Source organism: Enterococcus sp. AZ171, assembly GCF_051714005.1.
In the GTDB taxonomy this organism is placed as follows: domain Bacteria; phylum Bacillota; class Bacilli; order Lactobacillales; family Enterococcaceae; genus Enterococcus_B; species Enterococcus_B pernyi.
Genome location: NZ_JBIORA010000001.1, coordinates 1,463,137 through 1,479,803 on the forward strand (window position 1 = coordinate 1,463,137; position 16,667 = coordinate 1,479,803).

Sequence of the window (16,667 nt, forward strand, 5' to 3'; positions counted from 1 at the left end):
TTGAAAATGGAAGTATCAAAAGACAGTTTCAAACAGCAATTATCTGAAATGGTTTCGGACGTTCTCAATGAAGCCAATCTTAAAGCAGGCGATCTATTCGTTGTAGGATGCAGTACCAGTGAAATTGTTGGTGGACATATTGGTAAAAACTCAAATGCAGAAATCGGACAATGGGTCATCGAAACATTGAAAGAACAATTAGACCCTCTGGACATTTCGTTAGCAGTCCAAGGCTGCGAACACCTTAATCGAGCATTAGTCGTCGAACGTCCAGTAGCGGAAAAGAAACAATTTGAGATCGTCTCTGTCATTCCGGCACTCCATGCAGGAGGTGCCTGCTCAGTTGCAGCATTTGAACAATTCAGCGATCCTGTCGAAGTGGAACATGTCGTTGCTCAAGCAGGAATCGACATCGGTGATACTGCGATCGGGATGCACATCAAACATGTTCAAGTGCCTGTACGTCCTCGTTATAACACATTGGGTCATGCACATGTCACTGCTTTACGGTCTCGTCCTAAATACATTGGCGGACCTCGCGCGCAATACGAATAAGAAAAAACTACGAACGAATAAGAGAATTGTTCCCTTTCTTACGTTCGTAGTTTTTTCATGTGAGCTAAATTTTTCGATAAAGGCGCGCTTCATAAGGGGCGAATGTACCACTTGATTGAAATTCTTGACCGGGTTGATTTTCCAATAATACTTCCCAATTTGTTTCGATTTCCGTTGGTAAGGTATAAGTCGCTGCTTCATCAGTCAAGTTGACGATGATCAGATAACGTTCTTCATCTAGGACTCGTTCGTATACAAAGAGCTGTTCATTTTCAGGAAGATATTCATTGAAACTACCATAAATCAACCCTTTGTTTTCTCGACGTAGGGTAATCATTTTTTTGTAAAAAGATAAAATCGATTCTGGGTCATTGGTTTGATCAGCGACGTTGATCATTTGATAATTCGGATTGACCAGTAACCAAGGGGCAACCTTAGAAAAACCAGCATACGAATGATCATCCCATTGCATCGGTGTACGACTATTATCTCTTGTGGTATTGGCTACGATATCCAATGCTTCTTCTTCAGAACGTCCTTCATCAAGCAATTGTTGATAGAGTCTTTTCGAATCCACTGCATCGATTTCATCAATAGAGGAAAATGGTAGATTCGTCATACCGATTTCTTGTCCTTGATAAATAAATGGCGTACCTTGTAAAAAGAAATACATCATGGCGATTGCTTTTGCAGAAACTTGCCAATACGCAGGAGACGTATCTCCAAAGACAGACACACATCTTGGCACGTCATGGTTTTCCATATAAAGAGCATTCCAACCTTTACCATCCAGTGCTCGTTGCCAAGCGCTCAATGATTGTTTCAAACTCAATACATCTAGATCACCGTCTTTTTCATGTTTCCAGATCGAAATATGGTCAAACTCAAAAATCATATCAAAATAGCCATTTTCGCCTACCCACTCAGGTCCTTCGTTTGCAGATACCCCACTTGCTTCTCCTACCGTCATAATATCGTATTCATCAAAGACATTTTTTAATTCTGTCAAATGATCTTCAATACCGGAGACATTTTGAAAAGGAGAAAATGGGTTCTCAGTTGCCTTGACAGAGTATTCATCTTTTTTTACATGAGAAATGGCATCTAAGCGGAAACCATCGATCCCTTTATCTAACCACCAGCGGATCATCGTGAAGAGTTCAGCTTTTAACTTGTCACTTTCCCAGTTCAAGTCAGGTTGTTCTTTTGCAAAAATGTGTAAGTAGTATTGACCAGTTTGTTCATCGTATTGCCAAGCTGAACCGCCAAAGATCGACTGCCATTCATTTGGGGCTTGATCAGGTGTGCCATCGACCCAAATGTAGTAATCACGGTAAGGGTTATCGACTGACTGGCGAGATTCAATAAACCATTCATGCTGATCAGAACTATGATTGATGACGAGATCCATGATGATCTTTATCCCCATCTGATGGGCTTCAGCTAATAAGGCATCAAACTCATCCATTGTACCAAACTTCTCAAGGATTGCTTGATAATCGCTGATATCATAGCCGTTATCGACAAATGGTGACTGATAAATAGGGTTGATCCAAATAAAGTCGATCCCTAACTCTTTCAAATAGCTAAGTTTTTCGCGAATGCCGTTGATATCACCGATACCGTCGTTGTCGCTATCTTTAAAGCTCGCTGGGTAGATTTGATACCCAACTGCTTCTTTCCACCACTTTTCTGACTGCTTCATGCTTATCCCCCTTTTTTCTTTATTATAGCTCAATTTCAAGCGGTTACATATTTGTTACCGTTAACTTTTTTCATGCTTACATCAGTTGGAGTAGTGCTTATCATAAATGAAAGAACTCAAAAAAGCGAACATCAAAGACCATGAGTGACGCATCATCTTTGATATTCGCTTAATATTTATAAATAACGAGAAATCAATTGGATCAATTGTTTAGGAAATGTCGATAAATCGGTAATATCGACGAAGCGACTTGCGCCATAGATTTCTTTGATTTCTTCCTTATCTTGTCCAATTGCCGCAGAAATAAAGACGATACCTTGGCGTTCATATTCGGTCAAGACTTCTTGGATATCTTTTTTTGCTTTAGCGCCTGTATAATCAGGTAACGCTTTTGGTTGGCCATCACTGATGTTGACGATCAGTTTGGTTGTCGCAGGTTGTTCTGTCAGCTTTCCAGCGATCAGACGCAACACTGCACCATCACGATTATTTTGTCTTGGCTTCATAGTCACTAATTTCTGTTCCAACCACTCAAATGAATCTGAAAATTCTTTGTACGAAAAGACAGATGTCTTTTCTCTTGTCGAAACATCTGCTGTATCCCCGTAGATCAATAAAGGAATACGTACTTTTTTAGCAAATGCGGAAATAGCAAATGCAGCTTTTTTTGCAGCTAACATGCGGTCTTCACGAACCATCGAACCAGATTCATCGATTCGTAGAGCCACTGCCAAAGAAGGTTGTTCGTGAGGGGGATTTTTTTTATCAAATTGCCGTAAATCACCATAAGCTACTCGACTAGCATTAAAACGTTGGCCTTCGTACTTTCCTTTTTGATAAGTTTCGCTTTGTTCATTTTCCAAAAGATCAAGGATTTGCCGACTCAATGAATCCACGATCGGATCGATTTCTTGTCGGATAGTCGCTACTTCAGGATTTATGACAGCAAACTTAGGGCGATGAACGATCATTCCTTCTTTTTCATGGATCGTACCTTTCATCAGCTGCCGCGCTTCTTTATTGAGTTCACGCTTGAGTTGCTTGTCTAAGGCTTCCATATCTGAAGCTGACATCTCTTGGGATTCATCATCTGCTTGGTTTTGTTGTTGACTTCGTCCTTCGACTTCCTGGCTCCGCTCTTCCGATAAAGGTAACGTGTCTATCGGGGTTTCTTCTTTCGCCGCTGCTTCCTTTGTCTGCTCTTCTGGTAACACTTCCTCTTTTTCTGAGGGTTGTTCAGCAAGGGATGTTGTTTCTTCTGCCAACTGATCGATTTGACGTTCTATCGCTTCTTCTGCACGAATTGTCCGTCCTTTGGTTCGTGGGGATTCGTCTGATAAGTCCCCCCATTTCTTTTGTCGAAGCAATTCTCTGAGTTCATCTAAAAGCCCACTATCAGTTAGTGCAGTCGTCAAAATGTGTAATTCATCTGGATCAGTCGTCAGTTTATATAAGACTTTAGGATAGAGCGATACGAAAATGTCTTGATTTTGTTTCATTGTATTGACCCAATAAAAATAAGAACGCATACCTGCCACACCTTTGATAGCATTTGCTTTGGCAGTTTCATCTAACAAACGGATCACTTCTGCCATTTTCAACAAAAGTGTCGGCTCTTTGACTTGTGTCTTGCTGATAGCGCGTTCCACCATGACTGAAAGCTCTGGCAGGTCCATTTTCTCAGCATGTTGCATACGATCTCGAAGCGATTCATTCAACGGTCGGTTTCCTTGGTAGTTGCGATTGGTTGTAATGATGATGATACAATCAGGGTGGCGTTTGATCACACCAGTAGGTAAGTTCAACAAACCGTTCGTTTCTAAGGCAGAGTTCAAGGCAACAAGAACCGAAGCATCACGTATCACCGTTGGTTCTTGGATTTCTAAAAGATAACCCTTTTCGATCGCACGAACGATTTCTGACGGATAGTATTTGTAGTGGATCGTACTTTCTTCGTTGTTTTCGATTCGTTGCACGAGATCGGCTAATTTCTGTTTGGCTGTTTGTTGATCGACGGAGTAATATTGTTCGATCAACGTCAATACCGCAGATAATGTATCCGTTTGATAAATAGCGGTCAATAACTCTTGATCCTCTTCTTGGTCTGAATCAATGACAGGTAGTAACGCACCAAAGACATCTGATTTATCCATATCAGCAAAGCATGTTACTTTCGTATAAGGTAACTGCAGATCACAGGATAATGCTTTGGCTAATTGCGTTTTCCCAGAACCTGCATCTCCTTCCAATAGCACATTGCTGATTTTCATTTCCGGATCTAGCCAGTTTGCTTTGATTTCAGTTGCAATACGCAGCTCTTCAGCACTTGTTTGATGACTTGTCGGTTTTTTCCAGATCATTTGTTTTTCGATCGGCGTAAACGTTCGTTGATCGGTGAGTGAAAAGTTTTCCATGATTAAACACTTCCTTATAACATTAATACCCTAGATCATCTAATAGACGTTTCAAGATACGAAAACGTTCACCAAGTAATTCGCCATCTTTTTGTAAAGCATCGTAGTATAACATGATATCTTCATCGATTTTAGGGTTTTTCGTGTCCACTTCCACCGTCATCCGGTTTCCTTGCAAACCGATGATATCAACGACAGGATTTTCAGGGTCGTAAAATTTTTCATGGCGGTAAGCATCTTGGAAGTATACACTTCCTTGCGCCACTAAGATCGCTAAGTCAAGGATACGAGTGATCGGTAATTCTTCCGATTGACGTGACCACTTTTCACCTGTATGACGCCACACTTTTCCTGAGATATCGACTTTGCCTCGATCATTCCACTGAGCTAATCCTAAAGACAGTCCTTTTGCATCTGTATGCAAGGCATTTCTGCCATCAACTTTATCATAATCTTCAACGACGATCACTGGTTTATGTTTCAAATTTGTTGGTATTTCCATCCTTCTCTACTCCTTTTTAGTAATTTAGTGATTTAGTAAATTACTAGATAATTAAAGATAGTATAAATTAATTAGGGTAGAAATGCAAAAAAACAGTCCAAGCAAGTCATTGCTCAAACTGTTTCTTTTCTTTGTGTTTTTGCTTTCTGCCCTATTTATTGTGCAGAGATCGCAATACCGATCGCTTTTTCACCCAAGTGACTACCGATCACTGGACCAAAATGGCCGATCTCGATTTCTGCTTGTGGGTATTGTTTTTGAAGTTTTGCTTTTTCTTCTTCGGCAACTTCTAAATTGTTTGCATGGATCACATATAATTTTACTGGTGGCTTAATTTCTTCATTTCGTTTGCCAATGATTTGCTCTGCACGGGCAAAAGCTTTTTTACTTGAACGGATCTTCTCGAATAAGATGATCTTACCTTCTGAAAAAGTAAGGATCGGTTTGATTTTCAATAGTCCCCCGATCAGCGCAGCCCCATTAGTCAAGCGACCTCCGCGGACTAAGTTGTTCAAGTCATCAACGATCAAATAGGCGTATGTATTGTCTCTAATTCGATCGATGTGAGCTAAAATGGCTTCAAGTGAATAACCTTTATCATTCAAGTCTAAAGCAGATTCGACCATATGCCCCATTGGCATACTGGTGATTTTCGAATCATAAGGAATAATCGTCATCTCTTTGACGTCGTCTTTCATCGCGAATAATGTATTGACGAATCCAGAAATCCCACTTGATAAGTGTATGCTTAAGATCGTATCATAGCCTTTGGTTTTCAGTTCTTCATATAGTGCCAAAACTTCACCTACAGCAGGTTGGGAAGTTGTTGGAAAATCTTTACTGTTTTTCAATAGTCCGTAATATTCGTCTGCTTCGATGTCAATGCCTTCGTTATAAATTTTTCCATCCAAGATCACAGGAATAGGAATCACATATAAATCAGGATGGTTTTTGATACGTGTTGGCAGGAAAGCTGTACTGTCAGTTACGATTGCTAATTTCATTTATTTAAGTTCCTCGTTTCAAAGAATTTTACCAGTCCTTAATACTATATCATAAGTAAGAAAAGATTTGAACCTTTGTCCAGATTATAGAAAAAGCAACCCATGTTTTTTATTAAAATCTAAGGTTTTTATCACTTTCATTATTTATTAGAATGAATAAAAGCCAGGACTAGAAAATTTTTCTCAAGTCCTGACTTATTATCCGAAATTAGCTTGCACTCTTAGTTAGCTATAGAACCACTGGTGCTTGCCAAAGCATCCCCTTATCGTCTGAAATTCTTGACCATCTGCATGGCGTTTCTACCAAACTGGGCAAAGGCAAACGTCAAGCCACCGACACCGCCAATCACCACACAATAAATGACTGCATGCGTTTTTGATGTCATGGATAGGGAAAGACTCAAAACGAAGAAAAGAATGCAGCACAGAAGCAACATGGCCATTGTCGAACGAAACGTCTTCAAGAAGAAATGACTGATCTTTGCGAATGGCGAGATGCGGTATTCTTTTGATAAATAAAGATATCCACGAACAAACACAAAAGCAAAAGCCACTGTATTAGATAAACTCATTCCGTATCCGCCAAATAAAGCTAACCCAATCGCTTGGAATACGACTTTTAAAATAATGGCTTCTGTTGTCAGTTTGATTGCAACCAAATGATGATTCAATGATTGGAGCATCGTCGATAAAATCGTAAACAACGAGAAGAACAAGGAAGCTAGAAGCGCCATTTGGAAGTACCCGACACTCTCTGGATCATAGCCAAAAAACAAGGTGTATAATGGTCCTGCTAATAAGGACATCCCTGCTAACGAAGGCAAAAGGATCAATAAAGCAATCGAGAAGCTGTCCCCGACTGTTTTTTCAATCTGTAGTCGGTCTTTTTTTCCTAATGTACTCAGGATCGGCAGACTACTGATTGCGACCGTTCCGACCATTGAAATCAAGATCAGTGTCAATTTGTTCGGATTGACTGATGCACGACTAAACAAAAATTCGAGTTGCTGGTCTGCAATTTCTGGTCTGAACAAATGTAAGAATGGTTTCATCGTCACCTGATCGATCATTTGTACAATCGTGATCACCGAACCAACATAGATGAACGGTAAGGTTTCTCGAATGATCGAAACAGACGCAGAACGATTGTCTTTTTGGAAATAGCGACTTGAGATCCAGAAATCTTTTAAACGGAAATAATCGTTTTGCCGTCCAATAACAAACATATGACCAATAGCTGCTAGTCCACCGAAGAAAGAAGCAACAGTACTGATCAATACCGCTTGCACAATCGTGCCATCTGTCAACACACGCAAATAATACGTACCAGCTAAGATCACGATTACACGGACTACCTGTTCAATGATCAAGGAAGTACCGTAAGGGCGAAGATGATTTTTCCCTTGGAAGTAACCTCGCATCGCACTTAATACTGGGATCGCTACTAAGGAAGGACAGAGACTACGAATCGCCAAAATACCGTTATCGACATTCGAGATCGGACTGATTTTTGCCAAAGCGGGAGCAAACAAATACATCAATAAGGCAGATATGATCCCGATAACGAACATGATATTGATCGTACTGCGAAAAATGACCCGACAAGCTTGTTCATCCCCTTTTTTCGTCGCCACCGCCACTTTTTTTGCTATCGCATTTGGAAACCCGACTGTACCTAACATCAGGAAAAGGCCATATGGTAAATAGCCCACATTATAAAGGGTAGTTGCTAACATGCCATCTTGATTGTTCCCCATCATACTTAACCAAGGAATCAAATAAACGACACCTAAAACTTTACAAAGTAGATTGGCAAAGGTAAGCCAAAATGTCCCTTGCATCAATTTCTTATTCATATGTCAACCTCATCTATCTCTATTAGAATAAACATCTTCCCTATTATAACAAAAAAAACTTGGAGGACAACTCGTTGAGGAAAACAAAAAAATAAGCTTCCCAATTTTTTGGAGAAGCTTAAGAAATTCTATAACATTGATAATAAAAACAAAGAAGCAAGTCCTGTAATGACAGACAAAGCCATTGAGCGGGTTTTATAAGCAACACCTGCGACAAATAGCATCGCAACGATTTTGATGTTCCACGCAATATCTAAATGTTCATGCGTGATAAAAACATCTTTGAAGGCCAACGCTGCAAACAAAGCAACTGGTACATATTTCATCCATTCGCTAAACCATTTAGGCACTTTTCGATGTGTAAAATAAAGCATAGGAAAAACTCGTGGAATGTAGGCAACGACAAATAAGCTGATCACCAATAACAACAAGTACCACTCAGTCATGATGTTGCACCTCCTGTTCTGGGAAATGGAACAATGGCTCATTCAAAGGTTGGGTCTCTTTGCTGGATTTCTTTTCTTTTTCCTTCTTGAAGGCTCTTTCTAATACAAAACCTGCTGAAGAAGCAATCAATGTTGCAACGATCAAACCGAAAGTGTTTTGGAAAAGTACCATGAATATGACACTGAGTATCCCAGAAAAGATCCCTGTGAAGATGAGTAAAGCATTTTTCATTTGCATGATGAACATAAAAATAAACATAGCAGTTAAGGCAAAATGCACCAAATCCGTATCCACTCGGATCACTGATCCAAAAATATTTCCGACCATGTTGCTAATCGCCCAAGCCCCCATTGAAAACCAATTGACATATAAAGCTTTTCGCTTGTCCCAAGTGGGATCAGTAGAATACTTCAAATAGTTGACGGCATAATTTTCGTCATTCAATGATTGAGAGAACACAGCTAAAAAGAATCGCTTTTCTTTCTTCATAAAGCCTGAAAGACTCGACCCTAGCAAAATATACCGTAGTTCTAAGAAAAAAACCATCAAAAGTGTAGTTGAAAATGGCACTTGTGTGGCTAACATAGAGGCAACTAAGAATTGTGCGCCACCAGAAAATACTAAGATAGATAATAGACCAGCTAAGAGTGGATCAAAGCCAACTTGCTGCAGTAATACTCCGCAAGCTAACCCAACTGGGATATAACTAAGGCAAAGTGGCAACGAAGCATGTAGCGAATCCTGCCAAGGCGCCCGTTTCTGTTTATTCATTAACGATATCTCCTTCAATTTACAACAAATAAATAGCGGACTAATTGTAACATAAATAAATAAAAATGTAGCCGTTTTATCGTTAAACAACATGATATTTTTCTCATTTTCAAAGGAGAACGATTAAAAAAATAAAAATCATCGAAAAAGATAAGATGAAATTCATTTTCCTCCTACCTTTCAGATGATTTTACACTATAAATAAACGAGTTATTTTTTTGATATCAAACTTTTTTATAAGTAAAAAATAACACTAGTTTCTAAATTATTTCTCGACGTTCTCTATCATATTTTCTTGTGTTTTCTTTATTTGCGAATAATTTGGATCATATTTATCTGTTTCAATGTAAATATAGATTTTTTTATCCTTTAATTGTTCACGGATCGTCCGTTCAATATCATTGATGATCATGTGTACTTGATATTCTTTACTCTCAAATAGATCGATTTTTGCCGCAACTAAAATCTCTGTCGGACTTAAATGCACAGTTTTGATATCAATGACGCGATTCACTTCATTTCGCTCAAAAGCAAATTTGATCTTTTTCAAATCTGTTGTAGTCACGCTCTCGCCAATAATCAAACTATAAAATTCTTTTGCCAGAAAGATAGCAGCACCCATCAATAGAAAGCCGATCAATAGTCCACTGATGGCATCAAAAGCTGCAATCCCTGTCACCATAGTCAATCCGGTGCCGACTAAAGCAAGAACAAGACCAATTACAGCACAGAGATCTTCGGTGAAGATCACGAGGATCTCACTGTGGCGACTTTCGCGTAAAAAGCGCATGATTGAAAGGTTTTCAGTGTTCAATTCGCGGATTTCTTTCATCGCGATTCGTAATGAACTCCCTTCTACAGCTAGACCAAATAATAGAATCAGGATGACGATCCAAGGATTACCAACTTCGTGGGCGGGATGGGTAAGTTTTTCAAAAGCTTCCATCACACCTAGCGCGCCCCCACCAAAAAACAACATCATGGCAACAATCGTACTGAAAAAATACTTTGCTCGTCCTTCGCCAAATTGATGTAATTCGCTTTGACCACGATTCGCACGTTTGTCACCGACTAGTAGTAATACTTGATTGCTACAGTCAACGATACTATGGATACTTTCATTCAACATAGCGGCACTGCCACTGATGGCATAACCGACAAATTTACTAAACGCAACTAAGAGGTTGGCACCTAACGCTGCCAATACAGAAAACATTCCGCTCTTCTTCAAATTCTCCATTGCTTTTTCTTACCTTCATTCTTAACAACATCAAAGAGTATCTAAATTAAAGATGACGGTTTGATTATTTTTTAATATAGTTTCTTTTGCGCCTACTTTTGTATTTTTACCATCCACACTGAACATCCAATATTTTTTCTCTTCGGTATTTTGGCTCTGACCATTGATCGAGGTGATAAATCCTTTGTCTTCTTCCACACTAAAGTTTTGTTCCAACACGTCCAGTAAATTTTCTCCTGTATGGAACGTCACTTTTTTTACTAAGGTATCAACCCCATCTTCTTGCAAGGTGATAGTTGCTGTTTCATTCGTCACCATGGATGACGTTTTTGGGTCAGCTTTTTTTGTCTTTTGATTTGTACAACCGGTAAAGAAAAGCAACATCGAACAGACAATGAGTAAACTGGTTACTATCCTTTTCATTTTACTCCTCCTAAGTATAAAAAAAGCCAAGGAGAAACCCGATTCCTTGTCTCTTTTTTCATCGATCATCTGAATGGATCATTCTGAAGCATATAAGGCATGATTGCTCTTTTTCATCAATTTTTGCGGACCATCAAAGGTACTAAAAATTCATAATTGATAAAGAAATCGATCACTGAACGATGATAGTCACCAGAAGAAATCGCTAGATCTGTCTGTGTTGTGTCTTTAAGAGAAATTTGGAGCGACTGACCTTTATCCAGCAACACCTTATAAGTCGTGTCATCCAATTTTTCCATATCATACTGCGGATTTTTCATTGTGACAATAAAAATATCATCTAATACTTCTTGCGTAGCTGGAAACTTACTTGAAATATCTAATCTTAGTGGCTTCGTATTGTCCAACAAGGTTTGATCCACCGTAAAACCTAATTTACGTGCATAAGCAAATAATTGATTCAACTTGTGATTGAAAATCGTGATCTGACTAGCCGAAAACACGCGTTCAACAGACCAATGACGAATCAATGCTAACACTCGGTCATCATCGATCTCGATCGTCATTTGTTCTGGGGATACTCGCATCAAATTGATGGATTCTACTTGGTATCGTTGGTCGATCGTTGGTAACACAAAGGAGAACAACAATTCTTTTTGTGGGGTCAAACTATAATTGATTGAAAAATATCTTGTTTCCCATACATCATATGCTTGTTTGGATAACTCCAAGCCAATATCATTCAATGGTTTTAATATCTCGTAGGCAAAGTATTCGATCAAACTTGTCTTAGCAATGGCAGAAATCGGTGTATCTTCTAACACATAGCGATGATATGCGACCAATAACTCATTGAAATCCGCTTCGATCAAATATTTACGTAATCGTAAATCGGCCAACTCTTCTTCTGCGGCTGCAATCAAGTCAACGATGTCTTCGTGATCATTTTGTTTACCAGAAAGATATGCTTGGTTTTCATTGACCGCTTGCTCGAACGTTGAACGTTCATTATCTGTTTGATTCGTCGAGTTTGGGACGACTTTTTCTTTTTCGTGGATTTTGGCTTCTTCGCGAATTTCTTCTACTTCATTCGCCAACTCTTTGTCGATGCTGGATGCTTCTTCTACTGGGTCAGTCGTTTCATGATTTTCAGCTGTTACTTCTTGTAGGTCTAAATCTTCTTGTTTTGTCATCACTCGTCTCCTCCCTCTTCTACTATTTCAGGGTTTTCACTGCCAAGGTACGACATCAAGAAACGATGGATCGACTGTCTGAAACCTTCCATGTCACCAAAATATTTTTTTATTTGACGTTGTTCTTTTTCAACGATCGCAGCGCGTAGCTGGTCCGCTTTTTCTTCATGTAATAAGGTTTGCTTTTGTTTTTGGATTTTTTCTGGTTCTTCGATATAAGGCAACCAACCTAATTTTTCATTTTCAAGTGCTTGTTTCTTTTGTTCTAACGCTTGGATTTCTTCGTCTATTTTTTTACGATTCAAGAAACCTTTCGTATCATCTAAGTCAGTGATTTGCTGATTGATCTCTTTGATGGCCTCTTCTAAACGCTCGATCTCTGTTTTTGCAGTGATCACTTTTGCCTCTAACTCATTGATTTTTTTATCAAAATCATGGGTTTGTTGCGTCGCATAGTTCTCCCATTCTTCATCGATTTGCGGTAATACAAAGATTTCAGGTAAGCTGGCATCGATCCCAATCGTTGCTCGTTCATGAAAATAGGTGCCGATCTGGTAATAACTCATCGTCGGAGAGATGGTCTCTGTATGTTTCATAAAGGGAAATTCTTGCAAGAAACGGTCATGGATCTTCCGCATCAACAGCTGATCGATCTCATGATTTTCATTTGAGCTTTTTTTAAGCTCATCGTTCAAGCGTCCATTGTATAACTGATAGATTGCGGGAATATTCTCCTCGCGGACAGCTTGTTCAAAAGCTTGCAGATCTTCTAATAATTGTGAAAGATTCATACTTGCTTTTTCTTTGATATCGTAAAACGAAGTTGCTTCCTCTTGTTCGTTTTCATCATAATGTTCGTTCGTCTGTGGGTCTATCATCTTACTGGCCTCCTCTTGCTTTTGAACGCATCAATTTTCCATCAATTATTCTATGTAATCCAATAGTATCATTTTCTAAGAAAAAAGTGTTACTAAGTATGCGCTGACTTAGAACAAAAATTACTTTTACTTGTATTAATTGAAAGTTAGAGAACATAAAAGAGCGGGTCAGCGATTCCCCGCTCTTAGCTTTATTTTTTGGGTAAATCTCTTGTTGTAAAATGGATGCGTTGGTTTTCATCTCGTGTAAGTAATGTTTCTTCATTTAAGTAAGAGAACTTTAATTCATTTAGTTCACTATCTTCTAGCATATGCTCATATCCTGTAAAAATTGAGCGTATATACTGTTTGTACGCGTTTTTCTTTTTTTGTCTTTTTTTCATAGGACACCTTCCTTATCAAACCTATCATACCAATGAATGCCTTCTGAGACAAGCATGTTTCTTTTGTTTTTTCTTTGAAATTTCTTTATATACTTAATTGATAGTTGACGAAACCTTCAAAAAATGAAAAAATGCGAGAGTAGCTAAGGAGGGAAACAAGTGAAAAAAATAGGTTTTGACTCAGAAAAGTATATCGAAGAGCAATCTGCGTATATCCTTGAACGCGTTCATCATTATGATAAGTTGTATCTGGAATTTGGTGGGAAATTAGTCGATGATAAGCATGCCAAACGTGTCTTACCAGGATTTGAAGAAGATGCTAAAATCAAATTATTGCAAAAGTTGCGTGACCAAGCGGAGATTTTGATTTGTGTGTATGCTGGTGACATCGAGCGGAATAAGATTCGTGGTGATTATGGGATCACATATGATATGGATATCTTGCGCTTGATCGATGAATTACGAGGATATGGATTATCGATCAATAGTGTAGTGATCACCCGGTATAACGGACAACCAGCAACTAAAGTATTTATCAATAAATTGGAGCGTCGGAATATCAAAGTCTATAAACACGCTGAAATCGAGGATTATCCGATCAATGTCGAAAAAATCGTTTCAGAGGATGGTTTCGGCAAGAACGAATACATCGAAACAACGAAACCAATCGTTGTCGTGACAGCTCCTGGTCCAGGTAGTGGAAAATTAGCTACCTGCTTGAACCAACTGTATCACGAGAGCCAAAAAGGCAATGCAGCAGGTTACTCTAAATTTGAGACTTTCCCTGTTTGGAATGTTCCATTGAAACATCCCTTGAACATTGCTTATGAAGCAGCAACAGTCGATTTGAAAGATGTCAATATGATCGATTCTTTTCATTTTGATGCCTATAATAAGGTGGCAGTCAACTACAATCGTGATGTAGAGACTTTCCCAGTCATTAAACGGATCATCGAAAAAATCACTGGTAAGGAATCGGTCTACCAGTCTCCTACTGATATGGGCGTCAACCGCGTAGGCTTCGGTATCACGGATGATGAAGTCGTACAGGAAGCCTCGAAACAAGAGATCATCAGACGCTATTTCCAAACGGCTTGTGACTTTAAAAAAGGTTTGACAGATGAAGATGCCGTCAATCGTATCAAATTGATCATGGAGGAAGTCGGTTTACGTCCAGAAGACCGTAAAGTCGTGACCCCTGCTCATGAGTATGCAAAAACTAGTCAAGCGGCAAGTACTGAACCGATGGCAGTGATCGCGATCGAACTTCCTGATCAAGTGATCCTTACAGGTCGGACAAGTCAATTAATGGATGCTTCGGCTGCTGTTGTCTTGAATGCGATCAAATATCTCGCCCATATCTCTGATGACATTCCGTTGTTATCGCCTCTTGTCTTGGAAACGATCCAAGGACTTAAAAGCAAGGCATTGCACTCTTTGATCGATACACTCAATCTCAATGAGGTGTTGATTGCTTTATCAATCAGTGCAGTGACTAATCCAATCGCACAAGTTGCTTATGAAAAATTAGCAGAACTTGAAGGTGCGCAAGCACATTCAACTGTGATGATCAATAAGAATGATGAACAAAACCTGAAACAATTAGGTATCGACATCACTAGTGCGCCTGTTTACCCTTCAGAAAACTTGTATTATCAATAAATAATTCTTCGATGATGGCTAAAATAGAAAAATAGAAGTTACCTCGATAAATAAGGTGGTATCCATGAAAATTGCTCAAATTTTTGTGGGTACCCTTTGTTTTTTGGAGAAGCAGCTTCTGTGTCAGACTTTCCTGTTTTAAAAATAAATAAAGTAAAGTTGTTGCTCGTCTAACAAGTCCTGATAATATTCATCTACCTTCATCTACCAAGTAATATACATATATGCCACAACTGCTAGATAAATCAACAATTTAGGTTTCCCAAAGTGACTTCTATTCATTAAAAGACACCTATCTTTCCGTTCTCTTACATGTATACGCTTTAGTCTAAAAATCTCATGAAATTTCTCTCAAAAGATTCGTATTCTTTAAAAATAACATGTAGAATTAAACGGAATTTGGTAAGGAGTGATTTTTTTGAGTCAGTTTATTGGAATAATAGGTTTACTTTTGATTTTTGGGTTGGCGGTTTTGATCAGTAGCGATCGAAAAGCCATCAAACGCAAACCATTGATCATCATGCTCGTTTTGCAATTTGCGTTTGGGTTTGTTTTACTGCGTACGACTTTTGGTACAGCGGTTGTTGCGATGCTAGCCAAGCTATTTGATCACTTATTGGCATTTGCCGGTGAAGGTGTCAATTTCGTCTTTGGGGGTGTAGCAAACGTTGGAAGTGCCCCATTCTTCTTGAATGTGTTGATGCCAATCGTCTTTATTTCTGCAATTATTGGGATTTTGCGTTACATCAAGATTCTTCCTTTATTTATGAAAGCAGTCGGTTTAGGATTGAGTAAAATCAACGGAATGGGAAAATTAGAATCTTATAATGGTGTTGCTTCAGCGATTTTAGGTCAATCAGAAGTTTTTATCTCCATCAAAAAGGAACTGCCTTTCTTAACCGAAAAGCGTCTGTTCTCGATGAGTGTTTCCGCAATGTCCACGGTTTCGATGTCCATCGTTGGTTCCTATATGGCATTGATTGATTCAAAATACGTGATCACTGCTTTAGTTTTGAATCTTTTTGGTGGATATATTCTTGCCTCGATCGTCAATCCTTATGAGTTAGACGAAAAAGAAGATGAATTAGTGATTGAAGAAGACAAAGAACAAACATTTTTCCAAATGTTAGGCGAATATATTTTAGATGGTTTCCATGTCGCAATCACAGTGGCTGCAATGTTGATCGGTTTTGTTGCTTTGATTGCTATGATCAATGCCTTGTTCAGCGGGATTTTTGGGATTACATTCCAACAGATTTTAGGGTATATTTTTGCGCCATTTGCATTTATCAGTGGGATTCCTTGGAAAGAAGCGGTTGATGCCGGTAGTATCATGGCAACAAAACTTGTGACAAATGAGTTTGTAGCAATGACTGAATTATCGACTGGGACTTTTGAATTTACAGAACGTACCACCGCTATCTTATCAGTCTTCTTAGTATCATTTGCGAACTTCTCTTCAATTGGGATCATTTCAGGGGCAATGAAAGGGTTGAATGAAGAAAAAGGTAATCTTGTAGCAAAACATGGATTGAAAATTTTGTTCACCGCTTCATTAGTCAGCTTTTTAAGCGCAATTGTTACCGGAATACTGGTGTAAAGCTATCTTTTATCTAGCGTCTTAAGTATACTGA

General features: G+C 38.8%; 15 protein-coding genes. 3 read left to right on the plus strand and 12 right to left on the minus strand.

The window, feature by feature from the left end; genetic code table 11:
- Positions 1-6 precede the first annotated feature (6 nt).
- Positions 7-555 carry a TIGR01440 family protein gene (locus IGJ49_RS07095; RefSeq protein WP_224434727.1) on the plus strand — a complete coding sequence of 183 codons (549 nt, stop codon included), beginning with the start codon at positions 7-9 and terminating at the stop codon, positions 553-555.
- A gap of 64 nt (positions 556-619) precedes the next feature.
- Here IGJ49_RS07095 and IGJ49_RS07100 read toward each other — a convergent pair whose 3' ends face one another.
- The 12 genes from IGJ49_RS07100 to IGJ49_RS07155 form a co-directional block, all read right to left on the minus strand.
- On the minus strand, positions 620-2,260 hold the full coding sequence (locus IGJ49_RS07100) for a glycoside hydrolase family 13 protein (RefSeq protein ID WP_010735450.1): 1,641 nt from the start codon (positions 2,258-2,260) through the stop codon (positions 620-622).
- Between the two features lie 176 nt (positions 2,261-2,436).
- Positions 2,437-4,674 (minus strand): AAA family ATPase, encoded by a 2,238-nt coding sequence (locus tag IGJ49_RS07105; RefSeq protein WP_137072455.1) that lies wholly within the window; start codon positions 4,672-4,674, stop codon positions 2,437-2,439.
- Between the two features lie 22 nt (positions 4,675-4,696).
- Positions 4,697-5,176, minus strand: coding sequence for a DUF6530 family protein (locus IGJ49_RS07110; RefSeq protein WP_010735448.1), 480 nt, complete (start codon positions 5,174-5,176; stop codon positions 4,697-4,699).
- A gap of 155 nt (positions 5,177-5,331) precedes the next feature.
- The gene (locus tag IGJ49_RS07115; protein ID WP_010735447.1) at positions 5,332-6,180 is read right to left on the minus strand and encodes a DegV family protein; all 849 of its coding nucleotides are present in this window, start codon (positions 6,178-6,180) and stop codon (positions 5,332-5,334) included.
- A gap of 263 nt (positions 6,181-6,443) precedes the next feature.
- A complete protein-coding gene (locus tag IGJ49_RS07120; protein WP_010735446.1) occupies positions 6,444-8,036 on the minus strand; it encodes a polysaccharide biosynthesis protein in 1,593 nt (530 codons plus the stop codon).
- Between the two features lie 128 nt (positions 8,037-8,164).
- Positions 8,165-8,482, minus strand: coding sequence for an AzlD domain-containing protein (locus tag IGJ49_RS07125; RefSeq protein ID WP_010735445.1), 318 nt, complete (start codon positions 8,480-8,482; stop codon positions 8,165-8,167).
- Positions 8,475-9,254: an AzlC family ABC transporter permease gene (locus tag IGJ49_RS07130; protein ID WP_438722921.1), complete on the minus strand. Its 780-nt coding sequence runs from the start codon at positions 9,252-9,254 to the stop codon at positions 8,475-8,477. The genes IGJ49_RS07125 and IGJ49_RS07130 overlap by 8 nt, the downstream gene beginning before the upstream one ends.
- Positions 9,255-9,519: 265 nt before the next feature.
- The gene (locus IGJ49_RS07135) at positions 9,520-10,494 is read right to left on the minus strand and encodes a cation diffusion facilitator family transporter (protein WP_023519677.1); all 975 of its coding nucleotides are present in this window, start codon (positions 10,492-10,494) and stop codon (positions 9,520-9,522) included.
- A 30-nt stretch (positions 10,495-10,524) separates the two neighbouring features.
- Positions 10,525-10,917: a DUF4430 domain-containing protein gene (locus IGJ49_RS07140; RefSeq protein ID WP_438722923.1), complete on the minus strand. Its 393-nt coding sequence runs from the start codon at positions 10,915-10,917 to the stop codon at positions 10,525-10,527.
- Between the two features lie 116 nt (positions 10,918-11,033).
- Positions 11,034-12,110, minus strand: a complete 1,077-nt coding sequence (locus IGJ49_RS07145; protein ID WP_438722925.1) for a hypothetical protein — start codon at positions 12,108-12,110, stop codon at positions 11,034-11,036.
- On the minus strand, positions 12,110-12,988 hold the full coding sequence (locus IGJ49_RS07150) for a viral A-type inclusion protein (protein WP_438722927.1): 879 nt from the start codon (positions 12,986-12,988) through the stop codon (positions 12,110-12,112). The genes IGJ49_RS07145 and IGJ49_RS07150 overlap by 1 nt, the downstream gene beginning before the upstream one ends.
- Before the next feature lie 191 nt (positions 12,989-13,179).
- Complete coding sequence (locus IGJ49_RS07155; protein WP_010735437.1) at positions 13,180-13,371, minus strand: hypothetical protein; 192 nt, start codon at positions 13,369-13,371, stop codon at positions 13,180-13,182.
- A gap of 159 nt (positions 13,372-13,530) precedes the next feature.
- Here IGJ49_RS07155 and IGJ49_RS07160 point away from each other — a divergent pair, with 159 nt between their 5' ends.
- Entirely contained in the window at positions 13,531-15,033 is a 1,503-nt protein-coding gene (locus IGJ49_RS07160) for a DUF1846 domain-containing protein (protein WP_438722929.1), read from the plus strand.
- 418 nt (positions 15,034-15,451) lie between these two features.
- Positions 15,452-16,633: a NupC/NupG family nucleoside CNT transporter gene (locus IGJ49_RS07165; protein WP_023519682.1), complete on the plus strand. Its 1,182-nt coding sequence runs from the start codon at positions 15,452-15,454 to the stop codon at positions 16,631-16,633.
- Positions 16,634-16,667: the final 34 nt, after the last annotated feature.